This window comes from Rhizobium mesoamericanum STM3625, assembly GCF_000312665.1.
Lineage (GTDB): Bacteria > Pseudomonadota > Alphaproteobacteria > Rhizobiales > Rhizobiaceae > Rhizobium > Rhizobium mesoamericanum.
In genome coordinates, this window is record NZ_HF536772.1 from 3,993,353 (window position 1) to 4,017,630 (window position 24,278).

At 57.7% G+C, this 24,278-nt stretch carries 22 protein-coding genes, 2 tRNA genes and 2 pseudogenes; 15 read left to right on the forward strand and 11 right to left on the reverse strand.

Annotated elements, in window-relative coordinates:
- Positions 1–306: 306 nt before the first annotated feature.
- The 3 genes and pseudogenes from BN77_RS35890 to tkt all read left to right on the forward strand — a co-directional run.
- Positions 307–381: pseudogene (locus BN77_RS35890) on the forward strand (hypothetical protein); the annotation flags it as partial.
- Between the two features lie 208 nt (positions 382–589).
- Positions 590–727 (forward strand): annotated as a pseudogene (locus BN77_RS35895) (PAN domain-containing protein); the annotation flags it as partial.
- A 1,128-nt stretch (positions 728–1,855) separates the two neighbouring features.
- Positions 1,856–3,886 carry a transketolase gene (tkt, locus tag BN77_RS19545; protein WP_007535094.1) on the forward strand — a complete coding sequence of 677 codons (2,031 nt, stop codon included), beginning with the start codon at positions 1,856–1,858 and terminating at the stop codon, positions 3,884–3,886.
- Positions 3,887–4,477: 591 nt separating this feature from the next.
- On the opposite strand, the gene BN77_RS19550 is transcribed toward tkt, so the two are convergent.
- Positions 4,478–4,702 (reverse strand): hypothetical protein, encoded by a 225-nt coding sequence (locus tag BN77_RS19550; RefSeq protein ID WP_007535098.1) that lies wholly within the window; start codon positions 4,700–4,702, stop codon positions 4,478–4,480.
- A 700-nt stretch (positions 4,703–5,402) separates the two neighbouring features.
- Here BN77_RS19550 and BN77_RS19555 point away from each other — a divergent pair.
- The 4 genes from BN77_RS19555 to BN77_RS19565 all read left to right on the forward strand — a co-directional run bounded on the left by BN77_RS19555 (position 5,403) and on the right by BN77_RS19565 (position 7,481).
- Positions 5,403–5,636 carry a hypothetical protein gene (locus BN77_RS19555; RefSeq protein ID WP_007535100.1) on the forward strand — a complete coding sequence of 78 codons (234 nt, stop codon included), beginning with the start codon at positions 5,403–5,405 and terminating at the stop codon, positions 5,634–5,636.
- A gap of 232 nt (positions 5,637–5,868) precedes the next feature.
- Complete coding sequence (locus BN77_RS32290) at positions 5,869–6,135, forward strand: hypothetical protein (protein WP_007535102.1); 267 nt, start codon at positions 5,869–5,871, stop codon at positions 6,133–6,135.
- A 491-nt stretch (positions 6,136–6,626) separates the two neighbouring features.
- Positions 6,627–7,148 carry a DUF992 domain-containing protein gene (locus BN77_RS19560; RefSeq protein ID WP_007535104.1) on the forward strand — a complete coding sequence of 174 codons (522 nt, stop codon included), beginning with the start codon at positions 6,627–6,629 and terminating at the stop codon, positions 7,146–7,148.
- Positions 7,149–7,229: 81 nt separating this feature from the next.
- Positions 7,230–7,481 (forward strand): hypothetical protein, encoded by a 252-nt coding sequence (locus tag BN77_RS19565; RefSeq protein ID WP_007535106.1) that lies wholly within the window; start codon positions 7,230–7,232, stop codon positions 7,479–7,481.
- 292 nt (positions 7,482–7,773) lie between these two features.
- Here the strand turns inward: BN77_RS19565 and BN77_RS19575 are convergent, their stop codons facing one another.
- Positions 7,774–8,715 (reverse strand): lytic transglycosylase domain-containing protein, encoded by a 942-nt coding sequence (locus tag BN77_RS19575; RefSeq protein ID WP_007535110.1) that lies wholly within the window; start codon positions 8,713–8,715, stop codon positions 7,774–7,776.
- A 231-nt stretch (positions 8,716–8,946) separates the two neighbouring features.
- Here BN77_RS19575 and BN77_RS19580 point away from each other — a divergent pair, with 231 nt between their 5' ends.
- From BN77_RS19580 to BN77_RS19595, 4 genes are all read left to right on the forward strand, one after another.
- Positions 8,947–9,720, forward strand: a complete 774-nt coding sequence (locus BN77_RS19580) for a TIM barrel protein (protein ID WP_007535112.1) — start codon at positions 8,947–8,949, stop codon at positions 9,718–9,720.
- A 110-nt stretch (positions 9,721–9,830) separates the two neighbouring features.
- Entirely contained in the window at positions 9,831–11,057 is a 1,227-nt protein-coding gene (locus BN77_RS19585; protein WP_007535114.1) for an adenylate/guanylate cyclase domain-containing protein, read from the forward strand.
- Between the two features lie 105 nt (positions 11,058–11,162).
- Positions 11,163–12,494 carry an NAD(P)/FAD-dependent oxidoreductase gene (locus BN77_RS19590; RefSeq protein ID WP_007535116.1) on the forward strand — a complete coding sequence of 444 codons (1,332 nt, stop codon included), beginning with the start codon at positions 11,163–11,165 and terminating at the stop codon, positions 12,492–12,494.
- Positions 12,495–13,305: 811 nt separating this feature from the next.
- Positions 13,306–14,358 (forward strand): AraC family transcriptional regulator, encoded by a 1,053-nt coding sequence (locus BN77_RS19595; protein WP_007535118.1) that lies wholly within the window; start codon positions 13,306–13,308, stop codon positions 14,356–14,358.
- 220 nt (positions 14,359–14,578) lie between these two features.
- Here the strand turns inward: BN77_RS19595 and BN77_RS33610 are convergent, their stop codons facing one another.
- From BN77_RS33610 to BN77_RS19610, 3 genes are all read right to left on the reverse strand, one after another.
- Positions 14,579–15,454, reverse strand: a complete 876-nt coding sequence (locus BN77_RS33610; RefSeq protein WP_157224472.1) for a dermokine domain-containing protein — start codon at positions 15,452–15,454, stop codon at positions 14,579–14,581.
- 591 nt (positions 15,455–16,045) lie between these two features.
- Positions 16,046–16,315, reverse strand: coding sequence for a hypothetical protein (locus BN77_RS19605; protein ID WP_040677442.1), 270 nt, complete (start codon positions 16,313–16,315; stop codon positions 16,046–16,048).
- A gap of 489 nt (positions 16,316–16,804) precedes the next feature.
- Positions 16,805–17,203 (reverse strand): RidA family protein, encoded by a 399-nt coding sequence (locus BN77_RS19610; RefSeq protein WP_007535128.1) that lies wholly within the window; start codon positions 17,201–17,203, stop codon positions 16,805–16,807.
- 155 nt (positions 17,204–17,358) lie between these two features.
- On the opposite strand from BN77_RS19610, the gene BN77_RS19615 reads away from it, so the two are divergent.
- On the forward strand, positions 17,359–17,952 hold the full coding sequence (locus BN77_RS19615; protein WP_007535130.1) for a TetR/AcrR family transcriptional regulator: 594 nt from the start codon (positions 17,359–17,361) through the stop codon (positions 17,950–17,952).
- 359 nt (positions 17,953–18,311) lie between these two features.
- The gene (locus BN77_RS19620) at positions 18,312–18,689 is read left to right on the forward strand and encodes a hypothetical protein (protein ID WP_040677444.1); all 378 of its coding nucleotides are present in this window, start codon (positions 18,312–18,314) and stop codon (positions 18,687–18,689) included.
- Between the two features lie 237 nt (positions 18,690–18,926).
- Here the strand turns inward: BN77_RS19620 and BN77_RS19625 are convergent.
- The 6 genes from BN77_RS19625 to gloA all read right to left on the reverse strand — a co-directional run bounded on the left by BN77_RS19625 (position 18,927) and on the right by gloA (position 23,009).
- Positions 18,927–19,001, reverse strand: a tRNA-Glu gene (locus tag BN77_RS19625).
- A gap of 286 nt (positions 19,002–19,287) precedes the next feature.
- On the reverse strand, positions 19,288–19,956 hold the full coding sequence (locus BN77_RS19630) for a DUF1236 domain-containing protein (RefSeq protein ID WP_007535135.1): 669 nt from the start codon (positions 19,954–19,956) through the stop codon (positions 19,288–19,290).
- Between the two features lie 508 nt (positions 19,957–20,464).
- Positions 20,465–20,746 carry a GlsB/YeaQ/YmgE family stress response membrane protein gene (locus BN77_RS19640; RefSeq protein WP_007535137.1) on the reverse strand — a complete coding sequence of 94 codons (282 nt, stop codon included), beginning with the start codon at positions 20,744–20,746 and terminating at the stop codon, positions 20,465–20,467.
- Between the two features lie 330 nt (positions 20,747–21,076).
- Positions 21,077–21,151, reverse strand: a tRNA-Glu gene (locus tag BN77_RS19645).
- A 196-nt stretch (positions 21,152–21,347) separates the two neighbouring features.
- Positions 21,348–22,412: a YcbK family protein gene (locus BN77_RS19650; RefSeq protein WP_007535140.1), complete on the reverse strand. Its 1,065-nt coding sequence runs from the start codon at positions 22,410–22,412 to the stop codon at positions 21,348–21,350.
- A gap of 156 nt (positions 22,413–22,568) precedes the next feature.
- On the reverse strand, positions 22,569–23,009 hold the full coding sequence (gene gloA / locus BN77_RS19655) for a lactoylglutathione lyase (RefSeq protein ID WP_007535141.1): 441 nt from the start codon (positions 23,007–23,009) through the stop codon (positions 22,569–22,571).
- Positions 23,010–23,204: 195 nt separating this feature from the next.
- Here gloA and BN77_RS19660 point away from each other — a divergent pair, with 195 nt between their 5' ends.
- Entirely contained in the window at positions 23,205–23,783 is a 579-nt protein-coding gene (locus BN77_RS19660; RefSeq protein WP_007535143.1) for a cold-shock protein, read from the forward strand.
- A complete protein-coding gene (locus BN77_RS19665; protein ID WP_007535145.1) occupies positions 23,783–24,265 on the forward strand; it encodes a DUF192 domain-containing protein in 483 nt (160 codons plus the stop codon). The genes BN77_RS19660 and BN77_RS19665 overlap by 1 nt, the downstream gene beginning before the upstream one ends.
- Positions 24,266–24,278: the final 13 nt, after the last annotated feature.

The window sequence follows — 24,278 nt, forward strand, 5'->3', positions numbered from 1 at the left end:
ACTTTGTTCTTCCCTCGGGCTTTCAGCGAGAGGCGCTCCCGCTCCCGAAAAGCCGCGTCGGCGCTTCGGTCGGTTCGGGATGTGGCTGAGGGGCTGATTATCGCTTTCACCAGTGGGGTTGGGGCTATCAAGATATTCTTCATGTCGGGCGGGGAGCGGAGCAAGGAGCCCGCGCCCGTCCCGTTCGGAGGGGAGACAGCAAAACTTGAAGCTCCGACGGAGATAACTGTTACGCCTAATTTACCGGATGCCTCCGCTTGGCATCTATTCGAGCACACCGATTTGCCCGGCTACGACCTGCCCGGAATGCCACTGAAGCTGCTCGCAGCGGAAGAGTGCAAAATGGCTTGCGAGGGGAATGATCGCTGTCGCGCGTTCACGTTCAACGAAGTCCATCATGTGTGCTTCCTGAAAGGCATGGCAACCGAAGCCCTTCAGTTCAGTGGTGCGGTCTCTGGCTATAAGGGCCTAGAAACTGACATCACGAGAATAGGCCAAGATTTCGGTCCAAGTCTGAGCTTCCGGACAAGCAGAGATGTTGAAGTCTTAGGCAAGAACTTTCGCCAAGTTCTCGGGTACAAGTCTCGCTGCCTGTCAAGATCAATGCATTGCGACCTCATCCTGCCAAGCGTTCAACTTTTACCGGAATGGCATGTGTGTGATGCTTGGTGTCCGGAAGCCGACGCGGGGAAACCTGTTGTCCGTGGCGGGTGCAAGGTCAGACTGAGGCTTCAGGCTTCGGCGAGCGTCATGGCGTGATCGTCGTGTCTACCAGTGGCAATCGTCGGCGACTGCAGGGAAAGCCGATCCATGCATGGTGGCGTTCGCGTTGGACAGCGTGTATCCCGCCAGCGAGCCTGTTTGAAATTTTACCTGCAATCGGACGGTGGAGGGAGGCCACCCCATTACAAACCACCCCTACGCCGTGGCCTCCCATTATCCTCCCGGAGAAGGAGGATAGGGGGACATTAGGACTTGCTACTTCATCTGAAATCGGACTTAGGTCTGATCAATCAGTTTGGTATGCCAGCGTACAATCCGATCATGATTTTTTGCGGTGTGCCAGGTGCTAGCGCCGACTTACTGATCCAGCGCCATATCAATCGGTGTTCGATGCGGCTGATTTATTAGCAAGCACGACGCCACATGCTCTCGGAGTTTTTGAGCCTCAGTCGCCGGGCGACCGCGCCAGGTGGATCGCGCTGGTGAGAACGATCTCCGCAAGGCTAGTCGCCACTGCAAGGTTTCGAACTTCCCGCTCAGGCGAGAAACAAGTGCACGAGCGTCCAATCCACTAATCGACGAGCGTCGCCTTCAGGACGGTGACACCGTTTACAAGTCCTGCGGTCTGCTCCCGCCATTGTTTGATTGGCGGGCTGTTCAGGTGAACACCGGTTGTCGCACTCGTGGTTGGATGGGCTTTTGCAAGTGAAGCCATAACGGTCATACAAGCCATCGGCGCGACGCTCGTTATCGCAGGTATCTTCTTTGCTAGCCGCGATAGGTCATCTATGGCGACCGCTCTGGCTTCATCAGGGGTGAACCCTCTGTTCTCCTTGAGCCAACCGCTGTCTCTCGCAAATTTGTAAATCGGGAGGTCGCGATATTGAAATGAATATGCCGATTCAGCGCTTGCCGTTACGTTGCTTGAAGTTACAGGTCACTGCTTTGCTGGATTGCCGGGGCGCGCCGAGGCGAGTTACAGCCAGCGGGCATCACCTTAGGGCGCGGTTTTCTATCGTCGAAAACTTGCCGTTGCCGTACGAACACGAACCTCTTACCGGGGCATGAGTGTCGCTCCTTCCTTCTCGCCCTATCTCCAGGCGAGACACTCGGTCGGAATGAGGAGATCCCCATGCCTGATACCACCCCATCTGTTCCTGCCCCCAAAGACCCCCACCTGCGCAGGCTTGCCAACTGCATCCGCTTCCTATCGATGGATGCGGTCCAGAAGGCTAAAAGCGGTCACCCTGGAATGCCGATGGGCATGGCGGATATTGCCACGGTTTTGTTCTCCGAATTCATGAAGTTCGATAGCAAGGACCCTTACTGGTACGACCGCGACCGGTTCCTAATCTCGAACGGTCATGGCTCGATGATGCTCTACAGTTTGCTGTACCTGACCGGCTACGAGGACATGACAATCGACGAGATCGAGAATTTCCGCCAGATTGGGTCGAGAACGGCAGGACATCCGGAATATCACCATGCCACCGGTATTGAAACGACAACCGGTCCATTGGGGCAGGGCTTGGCGAACGGGGTCGGTATGGCCTTGGCTGAGCGGATCATGAACGCAAAGTTCGGTGACAACCTTTCGAACCACTACACCTACGTCTTCCATGGTGATGGGTGCCTGATGGAAGGTATTAGCCAGGAGGCTATTGCACTCGCAGGGCACCTGAAACTCGGCAAGCTCATCTATTTCTGGGACGACAACTCGATTTCCATTGACGGTGCGACCAGCCTCGCCGAGTCGGACGACCACGTAGCGCGCTTCCGTTCGGCAAACTGGCATGTTCAGCAGATCGACGGACACGACACCGATGCCATTAGGACAGCGATCGTCGAGGCACAAAAGGTTGTCGACCGCCCGTCGATGATCGACTGCAAGACGATCATAGGGTTCGGCTTCCCCACAAAAGCTGGGACCCAGAAAGCCCACAGCGATGCGCCGGGCGAGGAAGAGATTGCGGGCGCAAGAAAGCTGCTTGATTGGTCGTCGCCGCCGTTCGAAATCCCAGGTGACCTCCTTGAAGCGTGGCGGTCCATTGGCGCGAAAGGAAAGAACGAGCGGATGGCCTGGGCGGTGCGCGTCCAGACCGCCAACGGAGAAATCTGCGCGGAGTTCGAACGTCGTATGAAAGGCGAGTTGCCGCACGAATGGCGCAAGGCAATCGACGCGGCCAAGAAGGAGCTGCTGGCCAGCGAGAAGGATCTGGCCACTCGCCAAGCGAGCGGCACTGTGCTGAACCACCTTGCTGAAGCGCTTCCGGAGTTGATCGGCGGCTCGGCTGACCTGACGCCATCGAACAATACGAAGGCTAAGTCGCAAGTCGAGATTGCACCTGGCCAGTACGCAGGCTCCTACATCCACTATGGCGTCCGCGAGCATGGCATGGCGGCTGTTATCAATGGCATCGCCCTTCATGGCGGATTGATCCCCTACGGCGGAACGTTCCTGACCTTCTCAGACTACGCACGACCGGCCATTCGTCTCGCTGCCATGATGGAAATCCGCTCTATCTTCGTGATGACGCACGATTCCATCGGCTTGGGCGAGGACGGCCCGACCCATCAGCCGGTCGAACATCTTTCTGCACTCCGCGCAATCCCAGGGCTCGCCGTCTACCGTCCAGGTGACCCGATCGAGACGGCCGAATGCTGGGAGGCTATCTTAGACGCTCCACGCAGAGCCGCTCTGATCGCACTGTCCCGGCAGCCAATGCCGTTGCTGCGGAAAGAGCCTGGAAGCGAGAACTTGTCCGCTAAGGGCGGATACGTGCTGTTGGAGGCGAGTGGTGGCGAACGTCAGCTGACGATTATGGCGACCGGGTCGGAACTTCACTTAGCGGTTCAGGCCAGAGAACAGTTGCAGGCCAAAGGTGTTCGGACGGCGGTCGTCTCGATGCCATGCCGACTCCTGTTCGAGGCTCAGTCGCCGGATTACAGGCAGCAGGTCTTGGGGCCAAGATCCGCGCGAGTTGCAGTCGAAGCCGCTGTTCAGGACAGCTGGGACCGATACCTGGGTTTCGATGGTCGGTTCATCGGGATGCACAGCTTCGGCGCATCCGGAAAGATCGACGATGTCTACAAGAAGTTCGGAATTACGGTGGATGCCGTTGTTAAAGCGAGCGAAGAAGCAATGGCTGCGGCTTCCGCTTGATGGGACTTAACGGGCCACAGCTTTGACCCAAGGGGCTCCAGGCGCACGTAACGCACGACGCCAAACGGTCAGCCGGAAACATACGCTCAAGTGATACGAAACGTCATCAAGGAAGCCGTGGTGGCCGATGACGTCGGCATTGATTTCTTTGGCATTGGCGAGCACTCGAAATGCTCGTCGTGGGGCTGACGGATGACCGGCAGCACATTGATAGACCGCACCACAGTTCGCGGCCTTTGGCGGCGGCATCGTCAACCATCAGCATGGAACGGCCACCGGAGAGGACGGTGTGAAGTTTGTCGAGAAAATGCTGCTACGTCGTCTCGCCGAAAAGGCAGCGATGGAGAATGTCGGTGAGCTGGCTCGACGCTCTCTCAAAGTCAAATGCCGAACGCCGGAAGTCCACGGAATCCCTCATAAGGATAGGGCGCATTCGTTAGGCGATATATATCCACAAGCTATTCTCTCTCCTCTTCCTCGCCCGCTTTATTCTCAACATGGTGCGTCACGAACCGATGACAGATGAGGAAAGCGAGGAGGGGAAGCCGAGGATCATGAATGCTGCGTGTCCCTTTTTTTCGGCGCTTGCGATTAGATACGTTCAACCTGCCAGTGTTTGCCTTCAATTAGGTCAGCAAGCTCTATAGGGTCCTTCACACCAAACTCGAACCATTCTACAAGTTCGCGGGCCTTCACCCGGCTTTCCTCGCCGTTAAAGTCATGCTGGTGCTTGCCACACCAGGTCCTCAGGATCGAGGCAAGCGCATCCATGTCTTCCTCGAATAAGGGGGCCTTCGGCCATTGCGTCGTACCCATTTGTTTCCCCTGCCGTTCCTTGTCCTCGACACTACGCAACTGGCGCTTGTCGGCAAGACGGACCTTGGTCTGATCGGCCAGAGAAGGAGTGGTCGATGTCGGTCCCGGAGACCGAGCTGGAAGCCAGTGCTCGTTAGTGAGGGGTGATGTCCGATGAGGTAATCCATACTCGTCCATCAAATGCGAGTTGGCCCGCTAAGAACTTGCGATCGGCGATGCCCTCAAACAAATGCAGACGGAGAAGGATGCCTTGGATCACGTCATCTTACAAATAATCAATAGCATATGCAGATCCTCTAACGGGACGGACGAAGCGCCTGTGAGTGCTTGAATAGCAAAGATTTTGCTATCGGCCTGCTTCGCGAAGCACCTCGAGCCGGCTCTCCTTTTCTACCGCCAGTCCCGGATCTGAGGTTAGCCGGAGCGCCGGTGACCTTTGTTTCGCGTTTGCCCCGCAGGCGTCCGCATTTGTGCCGAAGAGGGAAGCCCTCTGTCAGCCAAGTCCAGCGACGGACATCAAGCGGCAGCCGCCCTCCTTGTCGACGGCAACGCGGCGGCACGGGAACCAACGGCATGAAACTGCGTTCTAGACATAGTTCCAAGGCGATCCGCACATTTTGCCTTGGCCCTTTCCAAACGTCCCTGTTATCTGCCCCGCTTCCTGCGGGGCTCCTTTCTGCCTCCGGAGGAGGGAGACGCCATGTCTCATAAGCGCTTCAGTCGCCGCGACGAGCCGTTGCATTCCAAAGATCTGTCAGCCTGCCGTCGCGTGCTCGATCATATCCGTAAGGAACAAGGGATCGAAGCCTCATCGGACGAGGCCGAACGGATCGCCTCAATCATCATCGAATTTTATCGCCAGGGCATTCAAGATGAGACGCAGTTGCGCTCGCTCATCGACGTGGCACGCGGGTTCAAGCCTCGATCTCCGTAGACAGCACGAAGCATGATCGGGAACAGAAGCAGACCAGCGCCGTTATATGGGTCATGTCACGCGAGGCATGTCTTTTTGAGATGTCGCGATATTAAGAGCCCCGCCACCTGGCGGGGCTTCTCTTTTTGAACTTTCCATCGGTCTCCCTGCTAGGACTTAGGTCCTATGGGACACAAATGCGTGAACCATACCTCGGCTACAGCGTTGAACCTCAAGAGAAAGGAGACTGACCATGAAACGGTTAATTATCGCAGTGGCCGGCCTCGCAGCACTGCTGGTGAGCGCTCCTGCCGGCGCGCAAGGCGTTTATTTCGAGTTCGGCTCGGGTGGCCACAGGTATTATGACGATCCGCCACCACCTCGCTACTACCGATACGATCCGTCATACCGTGAGTATTACCGGCCCCGCCAGGCTTACCGCGATGTATGCTGGAGGGTGCCTTACCAGCACCGAAGCCATCACCACTACATCACCAGATACAGAACGGTTTGCGAATAAAGGAAGCAGCCTCGCGGGACGCGGGGCTTTCTCCTATTTTTTGCCCCTAGCCCAACTATTTTCGGCACCGTTTCACTTACCGATAGAGCCTTGTGGGGAGTTCCACGCCCACACGGGTGCCCATCTTCCAAGCCTGCAGACAGGCCTTTGTCACCGATAACGCCATTTAGCTTTCTTCGAGCCCGAGACTGTCCGGGAACTCAAGGATTCAGGTGCCTCGACTGAAAAGATCCTGGTCGCTGGGATCGATGCCCCGATCGACGCAAGCCTTGAAGGCCGTGAGAGGCGAGAGGCTTGAGCCGAAAGGCCTGGATCCCCGTTCCAGCTCGTGACCTGCCAGAACATGGGCGTTTAGTGCCGGTCGCAGTCGCGCCGACTGCTGTCCAGACAGTGCCATCAGGGTGCAAGATCCGAAAGGCAGCCATGCGTTTGCGAGCTTGGTAAATCGGTACGATGCGCTATGTATCTCCGTGCAATACAAGGAGAAAATGATGAAGAAGATCGCAACCGTTGTTGCTGCCGCATGCCTGATGCAAGCCCTGGCCTCAAGCGTTATCGCCGCCGATTTGGTGAGCAGCTACCATGAGCCTGAGCCCGACCTGCGTGATGGAGTGAAGATCGGGCTTCTGACTTGCGACGTCGGTGGCGGTGTCGGTTACGTCCTCGGTTCGGCCAAATCCGTTGACTGCGTTTTCAGCCCGGTTTCGAACAGTGCTGCACCGGATCACTATACGGGCGCGATCCGCAAGCTGGGGGTCGATGTCGGCTTTACCACGCGCGGACGGATTGTGTGGGCAGTGTTTGCACCGACGACAGGATACCATCGGGGTTCCCTTGGCGGTCTGTACCAGGGGGCATCGGCCGAAGCGACGCTCGTTGCCGGTGTGGGCGCCAATATCCTCGTTGGCGGCACCAGCGGTTCGGTCCAATTGCAGACGTTGAGCGTGACGGGTCAGCTCGGCATCAATGTCGCTGCTACCGGGACGTCCATGACGTTGACGCCGCAGGGCTGATGTTTATCGGCAACCGGCGGTGAGTGTGTAATTCTGGCTGCGTGGCATGCGGCCAGGATGAGGGGCGGCAAGGAGGTCGCCATGAGGTATACCGCGATATTCATTGCGATGGCGCTCGCCGGCTGCAGCACGACTGGGCCGTCACCCGAGCCTGTTCCAGGTAGCCTGACCTATGGACGCGTTGCGCGTTCACCGTATCCGCCGGGAACGGTGGTCAAAAACACGTTCCTGGGAAAATGGGGGTACCGAACGTTCGAAAAATACGTGGTCCAGTCTGATGGAACGCTCAGATTGACCTCGCAGCAGACGGCCCCGGACTTCCTGGTCTTCTGATACCTTCGGTCGCAGTTATCGAAGTTTCGGTGGCTTACCGGTGATATTCGCCTGCATCTCGTGTTCGGGGACGTGACGTCCGAGAAGTTTGTGCAGCTTGCGCTCTTCTGCCGAATCGGCACCGCTTCGCCTGCCTTGCTTGGCTATCCTCTGGCCCCGCGGCCCGGGATTTCTGATCTGCCTGTTTTGCGTACTATGCATGGCCTTTTCCTCCCGGAGGGGAAACGCACAACTCGGGCCATTGTTCATGCAACGGCACAAAAAGTCTTCGCCGGCCGCGTTTGAAACTCTGTCAATTTCGAAAGACGGTGCAGGCCGCTCCAGCGGCCCTGACAGTCACGCAGACCTTGTCGGCTTCAGCCCGAGTCTGCCTGCCGATTCGGGCTGCGTAGCGCGGCCTAAAGCCGAAGCTGTGGTCACGCACGCGCACGATTACAGGCTCTTCGCTTGCGAGCGATGCCGGAAGCTGACGCGCGACTGCCGAGAAGAGGCGAACTGCCACTGCATCGTTGCTGTTTGCTGCAAGCTGGGCGCCCCAGGGCGCCCAGGATCCCTCCTGAACCGAGGCGCTCTCGGTGAGGCGGCCCTTGCTGGCAAGCTCGATGCAGCCATCAATAAAGGGTTTATGCGGGCTTAGAAACTGTGCGGCGTCGCCCGGGGGATCGTTCTTCCATTGTTCGATGGTACTCGCAGTGATGGCAAGGACGTAGCTTCGCGTCTCGAAGGGCAGCAGGCCCGTGTCGAGGTAGTCCGTGAGGCCCTGCTCGCCGGCATTGTATGCCGCGGCGGCAAGGCCCAGATTGCCAAAGCGTTCTCTAAGCTCATCGAGGTACCGTGCTGATTCCTTGAGTGATTCGAGCACATCGAAACTATCCCTCAGCCCACGCTGCCTTGCTGTGCCAGGCATGAACTGGGCGATGCCCTGTGCGCCTTTGGGGCTGACGGCGCCGGCTCGAAAGCTGCTTTCACGCCATATCAATCGGGCGAAATATTCAGGGGGCAGATGGTTTTCCCCCGCGAAGTGGTCGATCGCAATGCAGAGATCGCGCGCGTACGCTTCTCGGGTGATGCAAAGGTGTTCGTCGGAGTTAGGCACCGCCAGGGCATAGACGCAGACGCGATGCGACGTCGCGGCGGGCGGTTGGGAAAGGGCCATATCGGGGGGCGCTAGCAGAATGCCGGCAATAAGGGTAGCGACGCTTGGTTTGCTAAACGACACACCCACGGCAGCCATCGTCTCTCCGTCGCAATTCTGGCCTTCTGTGCCGAGCCGGAAAAGATACGCCCGTCAAAAATGACGGGCGGAGTTGGGAGATTAATACGCGCCTTTACGTTAGCGATGCTGAATGTGACGTCAAGACAGAAACGGAGTTGGGAAGGTTTTTGGCATATGCCTGTTGCTATATGCCCTTTGCTGTGTCTCGACTGAAGTCGCCAACAGAGCTCCCGATTCAGCGAGGCCGCAATGAGACTTTCCGCCTGCATCGAATGGTTGTTTGCAGCCGAAGCCGACAACTTCGCCGACAGGATCCGACTTGCACACGGGCGCGGCGTAGAGGCCGTCGAATTCTGGAAATGGACCAACAAGGATATCGGCAGCATCGAGTGGGCGCTGATGGAAACCGGTACGGAGCTCACCAGCTTTGTCGCTGAACCGATGATCGCCTTAACCGATCGTGCCAACAAGGACACCTTCCTCAAAGGCTTGAAGAGTTCGATGGAAACGGCCAGGCGCCTTGGTGCGCACATATTGATTGCACAGGCAGGCGACGATCTTCCCGGAAAGTCTCGCGAAGAACAGAAGGCGGCGCTGATCGACACCCTGGCCGCTGCTGGCAAAATGCTTGAAGGTAGCGGTATCCGCCTTGGTCTTGAGCCGCTCAATACATTGATCGACCACGCTGGCTATTTCCTTCATTCAACGGTCGAAGGCATCGACATCGTCAAGGCGACGGGGCGAGCGGAAATCGGCATCGTCTACGATGTCTACCATTCCGCCGTCATGGGCGAGGATACGGCCGAGGTGGTTGGCGGGAATATCGACCACGTTTTCCATATCCATATCGCCGATCACCCGGGACGGAACGAGCCTGGTAGCGGCGGTATCGACCTCAAAGCACGGGTCGATTGGCTCGTCGAACATGGCTACAATGGTGCACTCGGGCTGGAATACAGACCGTTGGCAAAGAGCGCGACGACAATTGGAGAGACCCGGCGTATGCTCCTGAAAGCCCCGTAATCCATACTCGGACGGCTCTTGGCCATTTCAATCTTAAGGATCGTGCACCATCTTAGGATGAGTAAAGTCTACCCGCAATCGGGAGGCGACTGTATTTGTGGAGCGTACCCATGCAATCCCTGTCGGACGTGCCTTCGTATTTCACGGATCAGAGCGAAGGCGTGTGGCCCTCGCGTCGACGAAAGATCATCGATTGGTTGGTCACCGAAACGCGCGATGAGCGCTTTATCGACAACATATTCGTGCAGATGTGCCAGCGGCTGCGGGATGACGGCGTCCCGGTGGCGCGCGCATCGCTACACTTCAGAACGCTTCATCCCCAATGGCTCGGAGCACGTATTCTTTGGAAGACCGGGCTGACCGAAGCCGTGATCGACACGTTCGCCTATGGCGTCGAGACGACCCCTCAGTTTCGCAACAGCCCAGTGAACGAGATTTTCAGCGGAGCGATCGAGGTCCGCAAAAATCTGGAGACAATGCATGCCGGCGACGGCCATCATCAGTTCTATGACGAACTGATCCGCGAGGGGCTCACGGAATATATCGCCTGGCCGATGGAACACACGCTCGGTAAGCGCCACATCGTGACCTTTTCCAGCGATCGGCCCGGCGGCTTTGCGGAGGACCATATCGCTTTCCTCAAAGACGTCCTTCCTGCCTTGACGCTTGTTACCGAGATCCGCATCAAGAACATTCTCGCGCGTACGCTGCTTGAGACATATGTTGGTCCCCATGCGAGCGGACAGATACTTGCGGGAGCGACAACCCGCGGCAGCGGCGCGACTGTCGGCGCGGCGATCCTGATCTGCGATCTGCGTGATTTCACCACAATCTCGGATCATTGGCCACGCGATGATGTCATTGAGTTGCTGAACGGCTATTTCGACGCGATGTCAGAGCCGATTGAAAAGCATGGCGGCGAGATTCTGAAATTTATGGGCGATGGCATGTTGGCGATCTTTCCGCTGACCGATCCAATGGCCTGCAGGAACCTGCTCGCTGCCATAATGGAGGCCGATCGCGCCGTCGGTACCCTTAACGAGCAAAATGCGCGCGAGGGTCGCGAGGTGCTGCGTTATGGTATTGGCGTCCATGTCGGCGACGTCATGTACGGAAACATCGGTTCCCGCCGGCGGCTCGACTTCACAGTAATCGGTCCTGCAGTCAATGTAGCCTCGCGCCTTGAAAGCCTGACGAAGGAGATCAAGCGACCGGTACTCTTCTCCAGAGCCTTCGTTGAAATGGCCGCTTGCAAGGAAGGGATGGAAAGCCTCGGCTCGTTCCCGCTAAGGGGATTGGGCGAGCCCGTCGATGTCTTCGCCTTCAAGCAATCCTGAGCGCGGCAGACCGGACAAGGGCCGGCAGGGTTCCTAAACGCGTGGCGGGGTTGTAGGGCTACCATAGCCAAATGTTCTTGAGTCCCTGTCAGGAGACCATCCTTCATGCCCGGTCCTTATGTCGTTCCCGTCCATGGCGACGAGGAGCTGCCAAAAGAATGCGATGTCGTGGTGATCGGCGGCGGCATCATCGGCTGCTCCACGGCGCTGGAACTCGCAGAGCGCGGCCTTCGCGTGACGCTCTGCGAAAAGGGTGGCATCGGCAAGGAACAGTCCAGCCGGAACTGGGGTTGGGTCCGGATTTCGATGCGCGACCCGCGCGAGGTGCCGCTGATGGCCGCGTCGCTGAGGATCTGGGATAGCCTCGATAATCGCACCGGACGCGATACGGGGTTCAAGCGGGCCGGCATCATCTTCACCTGCAACAGCGAGAAGGATCTCGCGGAGCACGAGCGCTGGCGCACCAACCTGGACGGCTATCAGATCGAATCCCGCATGCTGACGGCGCGGGAGTTCGCCGACACGGTTCCCGGCTCCAGGCTGGACATGGCCGGAGCGCTTTACACTCCGGCTGACGGTCGCGCGGAGCCGCAGAAAGCTGCGCCGGCGATAGCCGAAGCGGCCCGCGACAAGGGAGCGACTATCCTGACGGAGTGCGCCGTGCGCGGCATAGAGACCGAGGCGGGCGCCGTTGGCGGCGTGTTGACGGAGCGCGGTCCGATCGCCTGCAAGGCCGTGGTTCTGGCTGGCGGGGCATGGTCCAGCCTGTTTGCTGGTCGCTTCGGCATCGACCTTCCACAGCTGAAGGTGTTGAACAGCGTGATGCGCACGACGCTGCTGGAAGGCGGCCCGGAGCAAACGATATGGGCGAAGGATTTTGCCATTCGCAAGCGGCAGGACGGTGGCTATACAATTGCCTGCGGGCACGACAACATCGTTGATATAGTGCCAGCCTCGTTCCGCTATGCTTCAGCGTTTCTGCCGGCATTGCGCTCAGAATGGAAGTCGCTGTCTTTCCGCCTTGCCGGCCGTTTCCTCGACGAGTTGCGCATTTCGAGGCGCTGGTCGATGGATGACGCAAGTCCGTTCGAATACAACAGGGTTCTGGATCCAGTGCCCTCGAAGAGATCGACGCAAGCTGCACTCGCAGGCCTGAAGAGGGCGTTTCCAGTCTTCGATAAGGCGGAAATTGCCCAGCATTGGGGCGGCTATATCGATGTCACCCCCGATGCCGTACCTGTCATCTCGGCGGTCGATTCCATTCCAGGCTTTCACATCGCGACCGGGTTTTCAGGGCACGGCTTCGGCATCGGTCCGGCAGCGGGACGGCTGATGGCCGATATCGTCACAGGCAGGGCACCCCTCGTAGATCCGAAAGCATTCCGGCTCGCGCGCTTCAGCGATGGCTCGAAGGTCGAACTGATCAGCGGCTTTTGATTGGGTGTGGTTGACTGACACGAAAGCAGTCACCCGCGAAGGCTCTTTTACTTTGCTGTCGCGGTCCATCGTCACCGGGATAGGAAGGACGACTACGGAAATCTGAGGGAAGTAACGTCAAGTTGCTCCGGCAATAACCGCTGGGTCGCCCTCGAGATCATTTGAAACAATCACGCCACCAATCACATTTGCCAGCTACTTTCGAGCAGCCGTCTTCGGATGCACCATGCTCAGGGAGTCTCAGGGCGCATGACAGGGTGAACCCGGTTTCGACGTAGGTTTCCCTTAACCCAGGTGAGGCTCAAGTCACGGCGGTCAATGAGAGCGGCCTCTCGTCACTCGAGGTGCCGCCGCCGCTCGATCTGCGTTCCTCCCAAAACGCATCACCGAGGACGCGGTGATCACGACGCGAGCGACGACGGCGTTCCCGACGACGACCATCCCCTTCCTGGTCCGTCGGGAAAACTGCCTGTTTGCAGGACATCTTCCAAATGGGTCGTACGGCCGCGGCCGTAATGCTGAACGATGTTGCACCAAAGGGCAGGGCAACCACCGAATTCAGAGTTTTCCCACGAGCCCCTCTTTGGGTTCCCAGGAAAGAGCCGTCGCTCGGCGGTTTTATTGTCCGCTCCGCGTCTATCTCTTGCCGCGGTTATATTGAGCAGGGAGGCGTTCGGCTTGTAATGCACAGCCAATAATTTGCGCTGAGCTGCCACATCTTTCATATTGATAGGAATAGAATGCCAGTGGTTGAAGTTGTGATTAGATACTACAAATAATAGCAATAGTTGGGTTCGTCGGGACGACGCTCATGGCCGGGCAGGGAAGGGCTGGTATTCAAAATTTGATCAATGGACCAACCGCCTGGGGACTGGCCACACGTTTGGCAGTGCGGCATCTGCAGCGTGCTGGGATAGAGGCAGCGCCGCTGCTGTCGCAGTCCGGCCTCTCAAGCGCAGCAATCGCAGAGCGCGGGAGAGTTCATGTCATGGCGCAAATGCGGTTCCTGGAGTTGGTGGCCCAGGCTTCGAAGAATGCTTGGGTGGGTCTTACCTTGGCCAAGGAATGCGATTTGCGCGAGATGGGGATGCTTTACTACGTGGCAGCCTCATCACACGACCTGGGTGACGCTCTCAGGCGCCTCGAAAGGTACGTTCGCCTTGGAAACGAGGCACTCGTCTTGCGATTAAAGGAAAGACCTGCAGGTGCTGTCGAAGTTTCCTACACCGGGGTGCAACGCCATCGGGACCGGCATCAGATGGAGTTGCTGGTATTTGCCCTTTTGCGTTTGTGCCGCAACCTCGTCGGACGAGATCTTTCGCCGCACAAGGCGAGGTTTATCCACCATAGAACCGGAGACCTGAGCCATATTCGGCGATTATTTGGGTGTGAGGTCGAATTTGGTGCAGAAACAGATGAGATCATTTTCAACGCCGGAACACTGGAGCTCCCAGTCGTTGGAGACGACCCATTCCTCAACGACCTGATCCTGAAGGTGTGCGAGGAAGCGATAGCAGCCCGCTTGGGCAATGCCAGCCGGTTTCGAACGATCGTGGAAAATAACATTGCGCCACTCTTGCCGCATGCCGAGGCGACCACAAAAACGGTCGCAAAACGACTTGGTCTTAGCGAAAGAACATTTGCTCGGAAATTGGCGGCCGAGGGTTTGAGCTTTGGCGAAATTCTGGACCAAATGCGCCGCGATCTTGCGATGCGTTACCTTGAGGAAGAACTTCAGGCGTCCCAGATTGCCTGGTTGTTGGGGTTCCACCATCCGAGCTCCTTCAGTCACGCTTGCCGACGTTGGACAGGCAAAAGCCCGCTTGAATTTCGGCGCGCTCCTGTACATGACCCCGCAGTGTAATCAACGAGAAGGTCCTCTCCTTGCTACAAGGCCAAATACCTGCCGGCTGCGCAGCCCGGCTGGAGCATGTCATCGCAGTTCCAAAAGACCGCGCAAAGTCGTCCCCATTTTCCAATAGATATTCTTCATGATATTTCCCCACGGTTGGTCGTGCGCCGAGACCGCTAATCAGTCCCGGTCGCTCCTCATTAGGTGGGTATCCACCTAACCTTGCTTGACATCACTTGCCGTTGTTGCCAGTGCCATGGTTGCCGCCGCCCTGGCCGGGGTTGGACGGATCGGTTTGGCTGGGATCGTTGCCATGACCGTTGTCACTATGAGTAGAATTGTTCCCGTTCCCATTCCCACTGCCCTGACCTGGGTTAGAGGGATCGCTGTGGCCAGGATCGTTGCCATGGCCGTTGTCACTGTGTGCGGGATTGTTGCTTGGGCTGCTTGGCGTGTTGCCCGCACCAGATGGAGTTTCGTCCCCGCCGGTCCCGGAACCCGGATTGTTGCCGCCCGCCGTGCTTCCGGTGCCATTCTGGTGATTCTCTCCACCAGGGTTCCCCCCGGGGTTGGTGTTACTTCCCTCATGGCCACCTTGGCCTCCACCCTGATTGCTGGCACCGCTTCCCAGCTGGCGACCATTGTTGCCTGAGAGAGAGCCACCCGTGGTATCGCCCAAGGCGCTGCCATGCGAGGATCCGAAGGTTCTGCCACCGGAGAACCAGACGTCGGTAGAGGTGTTACCCCAGAGAGTAGAGGAGCTTTTGCTGACGGGTCGTCCGGTGCGACCGGCGAAAATGCTATCCGTAGAGAAACCCACTGCAATCTCCGAATTTGGAAGTTTCGCGTGGGTTTTAGAGACCTGATTGGCGCCAACGTAGCTGTAGGTGCAGCTTCTCCAGAATAGGAAAACCCACCGGCAATCCTTTTTAAGTGCGGTGGCAGTGTGTTCATGGTGGCGCATTGTCTGGCCCGCGTACGATGTAGAGGAAAGCAATGCGACAACTGCCAAAACCGAAGCAACGGTCTTGGTTGTAGTTTTGAGCAGGCGTTTCATAATCTGGTAGTCCTTGGGTTTGTCTTCGGTGAGAGACAAATAGCCATCCAACGGACGCGCCGTTTGTTTTTGCCTGCCAATCAATTGCTGACGACTGCCACAGCGCTCATCTCCGCTGTTGCACTAGGCGACCGCAAGAAAAGCGGATCAGAATGTCGTGCCGTTGGCCAGACAAGCACCCAAAGGATGTGGCTATCCAGCAGAGCGTAGCTGAACTGCCATAGAAGGCTGACGCCCTGTCGATCGAGCATACGGGCGCGTGCCGGGCGGGATTTCTCTACCAAAGTTATGCGTTTGATTTATTGCGAAAAAGTGGTACGCCCTAGGGGTGTCACAAAAGCCAGCCTTATCAAGACTTTACATTTTGGATCGGTGCCGCCAGTTTCTATTATGTTCTGGTTTGATCCCTTTATCGATTTGGGATCACGGCCACCAAGCGCTCAAGCTTCGCGCGGCGGACATGATGCTCGGTCGTCGATAGCCGCTTGTGTCCAAGCGCCCGCTGGATGGCGACCAGATCGAGGCCCATTCGGCAAGCTGTGAGCCAAGCGTATGACGGAGGCCGTGAAGGGTATAGCCGCGCACGCCTTCCTTCGGTTACCGGGACGCCAGCCCGCTTGCACCAGTTGCTCATCTGGCCGATCAGCGACTTGACGGAATAGCCCTCGCCATCAAAGCGGGCGACAATGCAGCGGCCCGGCTTGCGTTCGCCAAGCGCCTGCACAGCGCCAAGGACGGGGTGACTTCATGATAGATCGTCTCGCCCTTCTTGCCTTTCTTGTGCTTGCGGCTGGTCCATTCGATGACCTCAAAGCGGCGAATGACCGTGCCGTCCGGGGCAACCTCGGCCCGTTGCTTGATGTTGTCCCATGTCAGAACCGCGAGATCGCAGCGGCGGGTGCCGAGCAACATGGCGATCTCATAAGCCGTCCGGGCTGGCGTCCGTAAGGATGCTCCTCCTCGTAAAGATCCATGTACTCCTGCGGCCATGGCGGGTTGGCGTCGGATTCCGGCAAGGGCAGGGTCTGTCGTGACGCCTTGAGCAAGCGCGCCTGAATGAGAACGCTCGTCCATAAGGGGACCAAAATGAAAGTATGTCTGATTGCCGGTATCCGGCAATGGAACGGGCGACGGCTTCTTCTCTGCCGACCAGACAACCTCGCCGGGTTCGCGCGCCGATGCCGTACATGATGCGCAGCGGACCGCTGGCGAGAAATAACCGCTATATTGCAGCATGCTGCAATAATTGACCGGGGAGTTATGCACACTCGCGGCATAGCTCCTTTTTTCGTTATGTCCCTACGTTATAGCGGGCCGGAGCAGCTCCATCACAGGAGCCTTCTTCTGGAATGCGCCTGCGACAGAAAAGGGCGATTTCCCGCGTGGCGGAGTGTGGCAATGTCAAGTACTTGCCGGAATACGGGCGATGACCTTTATTTCAAAGTCGAAGCCGGCGAGCCAGTTTACACCGAGCGCAGTCCAATTCGGATAGGGCGGCTTGCCGAAAATCTGCTGCTTAACAGCCATGATAGTTCCGAACTGGTTTTCGGGATCAGTGTGGAAGGTAGTTACGTCCACGATATCATCCATCGTGCATCCTGCTGCGGTTAGCGTGGCCTTCAGGTTTTTAAAGGCCAGCCGTACTTGGCGTTCGAAATTGGGTTCTGGTGTTCCATCGGGGCGGCTGCCGACCTGTCCGGTTACAAACAGCAGATCACCGGATCGGATAGCGGCGGAATAGCCGTGCTCTTCGTAAAGAGCGTGCCTGTCGGCAGGAAAGATTGCTTCGCGTTTGGTCATTCTGATCTCTCTATATTGTAGGCAATGAACGATTAGCGCGGGGTGATGCTTCACAAACCCACGTTCCATTTGATATACGGTGCGTATGTGGAGTATCGACATACGCACCGTATGTCAACTTCATATACGCCTCGTATGTTAATCTGAAGGATCGAATGGCTAGAACACGCAGGGAAACGATGCAGGAAAACCGCGTCAAATTGATAGCGGCTGCGCGAAAGGCCTTCGCGGAGAAGGGGTACTCCGCAGCGTCGATGGACGAGCTGACAGCTGACGTCGGCTTGACTAGGGGCGCGCTCTATCACAATTTCGGAGACAAGCGGGGGCTCCTAGCGGCGGTTGTCGATCAGATTGACACGGAAATGGCGGCGCGCGCTAAAGAGATTGGGGTTCGAACGGGCAACGATTGGCAGGGTCTGCTCGCCGAGGGTGCCGCCTATATCGAGATGGCGCTAAATCCGGAAGTCCAGCGCATCGTTCTGCTCGACGGACCTGCGGTATTAGGTGATCCCTCGCAGTGGCCCAGCCAGAGCAGTTGTCTCCAGGTGACCAAGGGCACAGTCGAGCGCCTTATCAAACAGGGCATCCTCAAGCCGCTTGACGCAGAGGCGGCGGCCCGATTGCTCAGCGGCGCGGCTCTCAATGCTGCTCTCTGGATCGCGGCGAGCGAAAGCCCGCAGAGCGTGCTACCGAAGGCGGTCGAGGCATTTCATGCCTTGGCGGCAGGTCTGCTTTTGGAGCGTCTGTGATCTACTAAGGACAGCGTTCAGGTGCCTGACGAGGTGAACACCATCAACCGCCCACCAGACGAGCGCGGCAATGGCGGCGATTACGACTAAGTATATGGCTGCTGTTACCATTTTAGCCTCCATGATATAGTCCGCTCATGGACGCCGATGGATTTGCCGCATTAATCGCAGGGCTTGAAAGCAGCGGACTATCCCGATCAGAGATAGCGCGAACGCTGGAATATCCAGAACGACCGTCTGGCGGATCTCCGTGGGCGAGGCCCGGCTTCCATCCTACGAAAAGCGCTTCCTAACTGTTACGGACATGAGACAGGGCTAGGGTATAAATAGGCTGACTCAAATCCACCGGGTTTGGGTCCATGTCAGCCACCATCAAGTATGGAATGCGCGCCGCAGCCGATACCGGCGAGGGCGGCACGTATGATTTCGTCCTTTCAGATGAGACCGTTGACCGCGTTGGCGACGTAACCGAGGTCGCTGGCTGGAAGCTTTCAGGCTTCAAGAAGAACCCGGTTGCGCTCTATGGCCACGACAATTCCCGCCTGACCATCGGCAAGTGGGAAAGCGTCCGCGTGGAAGGAAAGAAGCTCCTCGGTCGGCTGCGCCTTGCGCCGGAAGGCACCAATGCCTTTACCGATGCCGTCCGCAAGCTCCTTGACCTGAGTATGCTCAATGCCTGCTCGGTCGGCTTTCAGCTCCAATCGCCAAGTTGCGAACAGGCTGTGCCTTTTGGTTAGTTCTCTGTTCTTCCATTGCGTCCTGTCTTGGCCCCAAGGCCAGCACCTACTACGTGTCCACAGCACTTAGCTACCATGCGAACGTGCGGAAACGAACGTGGAAAAACGTCTGCGATCCTTTTACCCGCTGATTTTCGGCGAGAGGATCTGTGTCGCTACTTTGCGATCCCACAGCGATCCCAATTGATGTGGGATCATTTGGGATCAGGCTTGTAACCTATTGAACAAGGCCAGCTTTGGTACGCCCTAGGGGAATCGAACCCCTCTTTACAGAATGAGAATCTGTTGTCCTAACCGATAGACGAAGGGCGCATCGGGTGAGAAATAGGAAGGAACATGCGGTTCGACAAGACGTTCGGGCTTTGTCGGAAATGTTGCGGCGGCTAGTTCGCTGGCCAGCGGCCCTCCCACCGCTCTGATTGCCGGAGCCTTCACGTGGCAGCAATGTTCGATAGAAGCTCGGCCGCCCTGGTCGGCAGGGCGGTGACCGACGGCCCCAATGCCGCTCGGTGGGCCCATCTTAAGGGCGCTTGCGCGGCCGAACTCCTCTTCCGGCTGTGAAACGGACGGCACGAATGGCCGAGACCGTCAGGAGCCGCTAGGCCGCGATGATGTAGACGATCTCGAGGCTGTCAGGGTCGACGATGACGATCCGGCCGTCCGCGAGGACGAAGTAGCGGTAGCCTTTGTACTCCGGCACGATCTTCACGATGCGCGGCGGCAGCGTCGCGAGCCGGATCTTCTTCGGAATAGTAGTCCCGACGGAGACGTTGAAATCTGTCTCCTTGACAGGTGCAACGTGAACTTCCTTCAAAGCTTGGCGAATTTCGGTCTGCTGTTCCGTCGAGATGTTCACATTCGTGGTTGTATTCGAAGTCTGATTCTTAGTCGTCGTGCTGCCCGTAGTTTCATTGCTAGGTTCCGTAGTTGATTTCTGCTTCGTCATCGCGCTGCCAGAACTTTCTTGCGAGCCGGGCAGTTTTGTCTTTGTCTCGCTTGACGCTTTGCCCGAGGCACTTCCGCCGGGCAAGGCGTTGTTCGCAGGTTGCTGCGCGTTCTGTTGCGTGCCCGCGCCCTGGCCAGATTTCTGCTGGGTCGATTTGCCCTTTTCTGGTTGTGGGCAGGCACCCGTTGCGTCGGGCGACGGGCAGGCGGCAGAGCCGGATTGCGGCTGGCCGCCGCCCTGAATGGCCTGCTGGGCAAATGTGGTGAGCGGCGACACGCTGATCGACAAGGCCGCCAATATCATGGTCAGACGGGTTTTCATTCTGAATCTCCCTGGATTCCAGGCGCGCCACGCCATTCGCATCTTCAAGCGGCTTGTTCCGCTTTCCGTCGAACTGGAAACTGGGGAGAGTGTTCCCGCTACTTGGACTTAAGTCGGAAACTATTCCCTTCGTCCCGAACGTGCCCCCTATTCTTCCAAAAGGGGACAAGGCATGGAGATCGACGGCTTCAGCCGTCCAGCAACTTGATAATGTCGACGCGAATTGGTCGTTCATTTGCCTTCCTCTCCTCGATGAAGAATGGCAACAGAACAGCATAGGCCAAAACGCAGTATCGCACACATCTATCATTGACCAGGAAGGCTCCGCTTCCCGCGGAATCAATGGCTTCCGCGCCGTCGGCCTCCTCGTTCCCTTAAGCCGGTGACGCGCGCTGCCGCTGCATAAAAGGGGGCGCTTTAAGGCGAGGCGCCGCCCCTGTTGGTTTGTCAACTGAGATTTTGACGGCCAGCGTCAGACATAATTTGGCAAGCGCCCAGGGGGCATTTTCTACCAGTCGTCCGGCGGTCGGGGAACGCGCGTTCGAACAATATAGATGCGAACCGGAATCAATAGCAGGCATGCGCCGAAAAAGCCGAGTAGCAGGAACGTCAACCAGCCGCCCCAATGATAGCCATATCTCTTGGCTATCGCGTTAAGGACAAAGGCTCCCGATACTCCGATTGCTGCCCACCCGAATGGAAGGTGAGTGTGCATGAAATGGTCTGCCATCCACCCCGCGCAGAAGCCCACGATGATCGCGGTAAGCCAGCCAATCTCTCCTTCGGTCATATTGGTATCTCCCATGGCCTAGATTGAGACAGAGATCAATTATTTAGCAGAAGTAAAAGGCTCTGTTGAGAGGAACGCGCTGCGTTGGTTCTTACCGGGAAACTCGCAATTTTCAGGCCGGGCCAGTAAGCAGCGCGGCCTGCATCGTACAAGGGCTTGTTTTATGCGGCAACAGGCTGGCGAGGAGGGCACCGAGCCGAACTAGTATAGCAGTGGCTCATTTTAGAAAGCCGAAAATGATCCGTTTGCCCGGCTTGCCTCCGAAACTCGAAATAATTATCGAATTCTTGCGTTGCGGCTCGAAGCTACTGATCTTTAAAGAGAAAACGATGGCACGCCCTAGGGGAGTCGAACCCCTCTTCCCAGAATGAAAATCTGGTGTCCTAACCGATAGACGAAGGGCGCTTCCTTCGTGGTGGCGCCCTTATAGTCAGGCACTTTGAATCCCGCAAGCCGCAAATTCCATTTTTTTGAAAAAAATGACAGGAATTTTTTGCGTGAGCGAAATGGCGTTTATCGCTGTTGAATCAAGAGGCTATTTACCGACACTCGCAACTCTTGAGGCGGATTTACGCTGCGTTATGAACGACGAGCGCAGACGTCACAGGGCGCGAGCGATGGTCGCTGGAGCGGCCCTGTCGCCGCAACCCCAGTTCCAGTCGCGGTTCTTTCCGGTATCGAGATGAACGGAGTCGGTATGGCAGTAGGTACCGACGCCGCCGCGATCCGGAAGTGATCGGACGTAGCTTGCGATATCCCATTTCGACACGCCCTCGATCTGAATGTCGGCCGCGTCACAAGTCTTGTGCATGGACTCTTCGGCGCCGCCGACCATGCGGTTGTGATTAGGATCGCGGTAGCCCGAGGTGACAATCACCGGCTTGCCGAAATGCGTTTCGACCGCCTTGATCACGTTCAGCAGGTTCGGCTTGAAGCAGCTGACTTCGACCTTGTCGTTTTGGAGATGCAGCCCATTGGGTGCAATCCGCGTCATACCGGGCAGGGAGGCTTTTTGCAGCAGCCCGGAAAGACTGCCGAGCAGGTTTTGCCTCGGCGCGCTATAGAGCGCATTCATCGTTTGCCCTGCCAGGGCTCCCGACGAAAGTGACGCGCTCTGCACCGGCGCGCTCTGTGTGCCAGTGTTCTGTGAGGACTGCTGTGGCAACAGGGGGGGACCCGGCTGCGGCTGTCGGGACTGATCTACCGGCACCTGGCCACTGTAAACGCTCGAGCGTACCGGGCTGACACCAACCGGGGCGTAGGCGTTGCCGCCGGCAGGCTGCAATTGGGTCGAGGTCGGATTGTTCTGCGACACTGTCCGCGCCGAGAAGATGCTCATCGCCTGCGCGTTGATACCTGTTGATTGCATTGCCAGGCCGCCGATGTTTGCGGGAGCCGAAGCGGCTGATCCTGCTGACATCGGCTGTGCGTTCGGATCCTGCGCCGGCTGAGCGCGCGATACGTTGGCGACCATTGGATCGCGATAGCCGGGTTGGACCGGTGTGGTTGCCGCAGCCTGCTGTGCAACTGCTGCCGGCACGACGGGGGCAACGACGGACGCGGTATCGGCGGCCTTTTTGTCCGACACGCAGCCGCTGAGCACCAGCGCCGATGTGGCGATCAGAACGGCGGGTCCTAAAGCTATCCGCTTTTCAACAGCGAGCACGCGAGCATTCTCCAGGGGACGGCGAAAGCTGCGCAAAGAACGCATCGTTCGCCTCGAGTCGCCTGGAGAGTGCCTGTACCACCCGGCGGCGGCAAGCGCGACGCGGACACGCGAGTCCGAAATCGCAAAAGCCGCAAGCCTCGCAAAAGCCTCGGCCTACCAGGCGCCGGTATTGCCCATCGAAGCCCAGGGTTCGGCGGTCGGAAGGCTGCTGCCCTTCTGCAGAATCTCGATCGAGATACCATCCGGCGAACGCACGAAGGCCATGTGGCCGTCGCGCGGCGGACGGTTGATCGTGATGCCGTTGTCCATCAGCCTCTGGCATGTGGCATAGATGTCGTCGACCTCATAGGCGAGGTGCCCGAAGTTGCGCCCGCCGGTATAATCCTCGGTGTCCCAATTATAGGTCAGTTCCAGGCACGGTGCCCCCTTAGCGGTCGCGTCAGCCTTATCGCCAGGAGCCGCAAGAAAAACGAGCGTGTAGCGGCCCTTCTCGTTCTGCGTGCGCCTCACCTCCTCGAGGCCAAAGAGCGTGGTGTAAAAATGTAAGGAAGCGTCCAGATCTTTGACGCGGACCATGGTGTGGAGATAACGCATTCTATTTCCTCTCTAATGCGGCTCGGTGGCTTCTTATGTGGCGGAACACCAGTTTCGGGCAAGACAGCGGAGTATGATTGGCAACTGGGAATAATCGAAAAGTAGGACTTGCGCTAATCCGTTACCAACATGTTAATCTTGATCTCAAGAATCAGTTAACCGTAACAGTGTGACGCGTATTGAGGGGCTGGCGACATGGCTGACAGGATTTCATCGAAGGAATTCACCGACCTCGATCAACTCGCGGGAGAAGCGGTCGACCTCATTGAAATCACTGGTGTCGTCAAGTGGTTCGACGTGGCCAAGGGCTTCGGTTTCATCGTTCCCGATAACGGCATGCAGGATGTCCTTCTTCATGTGACCTGCCTGCGTCGAGACGGTTACCAGACAATTCTCGAAGGTACGCGGATCGTTGCGCTGATCCAGCGGCGCGAACGCGGCTATCAGGCGTTCAAGATTCTGTCCATGGACCAGTCCACCGCCGTACACCCCTCGATGCTGCCGCCGGTTCGCACCCATGTGCAGGTGACAGCGACGAGCGGCTTGGAGCGCGCACTGGTCAAGTGGTTCAACCGCACCAAGGGCTTCGGCTTCCTAACGCGCGGCGAGGGCACGGAGGATATCTTCGTCCACATGGAAACATTGCGCCGGTTCGGTCTCACGGAGCTGCGTCCGGGTCAGGTTGTGCTCGTGCGCTACGGCGATGGCGATAAGGGGCTGATGGCCGCCGAGATCCATCCGGACGTGCCGAGCCCAGTGAGCCGCGCGCACTGATGCGTATATCGGTTGCCCATTGGATCAGAAGCGCCCTTGCGGCGCTTTTTTTCATCATTGCCTTTCCCGCCCTTTCGCAACAGCCGATGACATTCGACAAGGAGCCGCTGATCATCCAGACGGCGTCCGGTAAGCGACTGAATTTCACCGTCGAGATCGCCGACACCAATGAGCAGCGCCAGCGCGGGCTCATGTATCGCAAGGAGATGGCGGAAGATGCCGGAATGATCTTCGACTTCGGCGTTTCCCGGCGGGTGCAGATGTGGATGGAAAATACGATCCTGCCGCTCGATATGCTGTTCGTCGATTCGACCGGGACGATTCGCAGCATCAAGCAAAACGCGGTGCCGTACTCGCAGGACATTATCGATTCGCTCACGGAGGTGAAGTACGTGATCGAACTCAATGCTGGAATCACCGCCAAACTCGGCATCAGGCCAGGCGACAAGGTGATGAGCGCGACGACCACAAAGAAGAAGTAGGAGGCGTCCATCG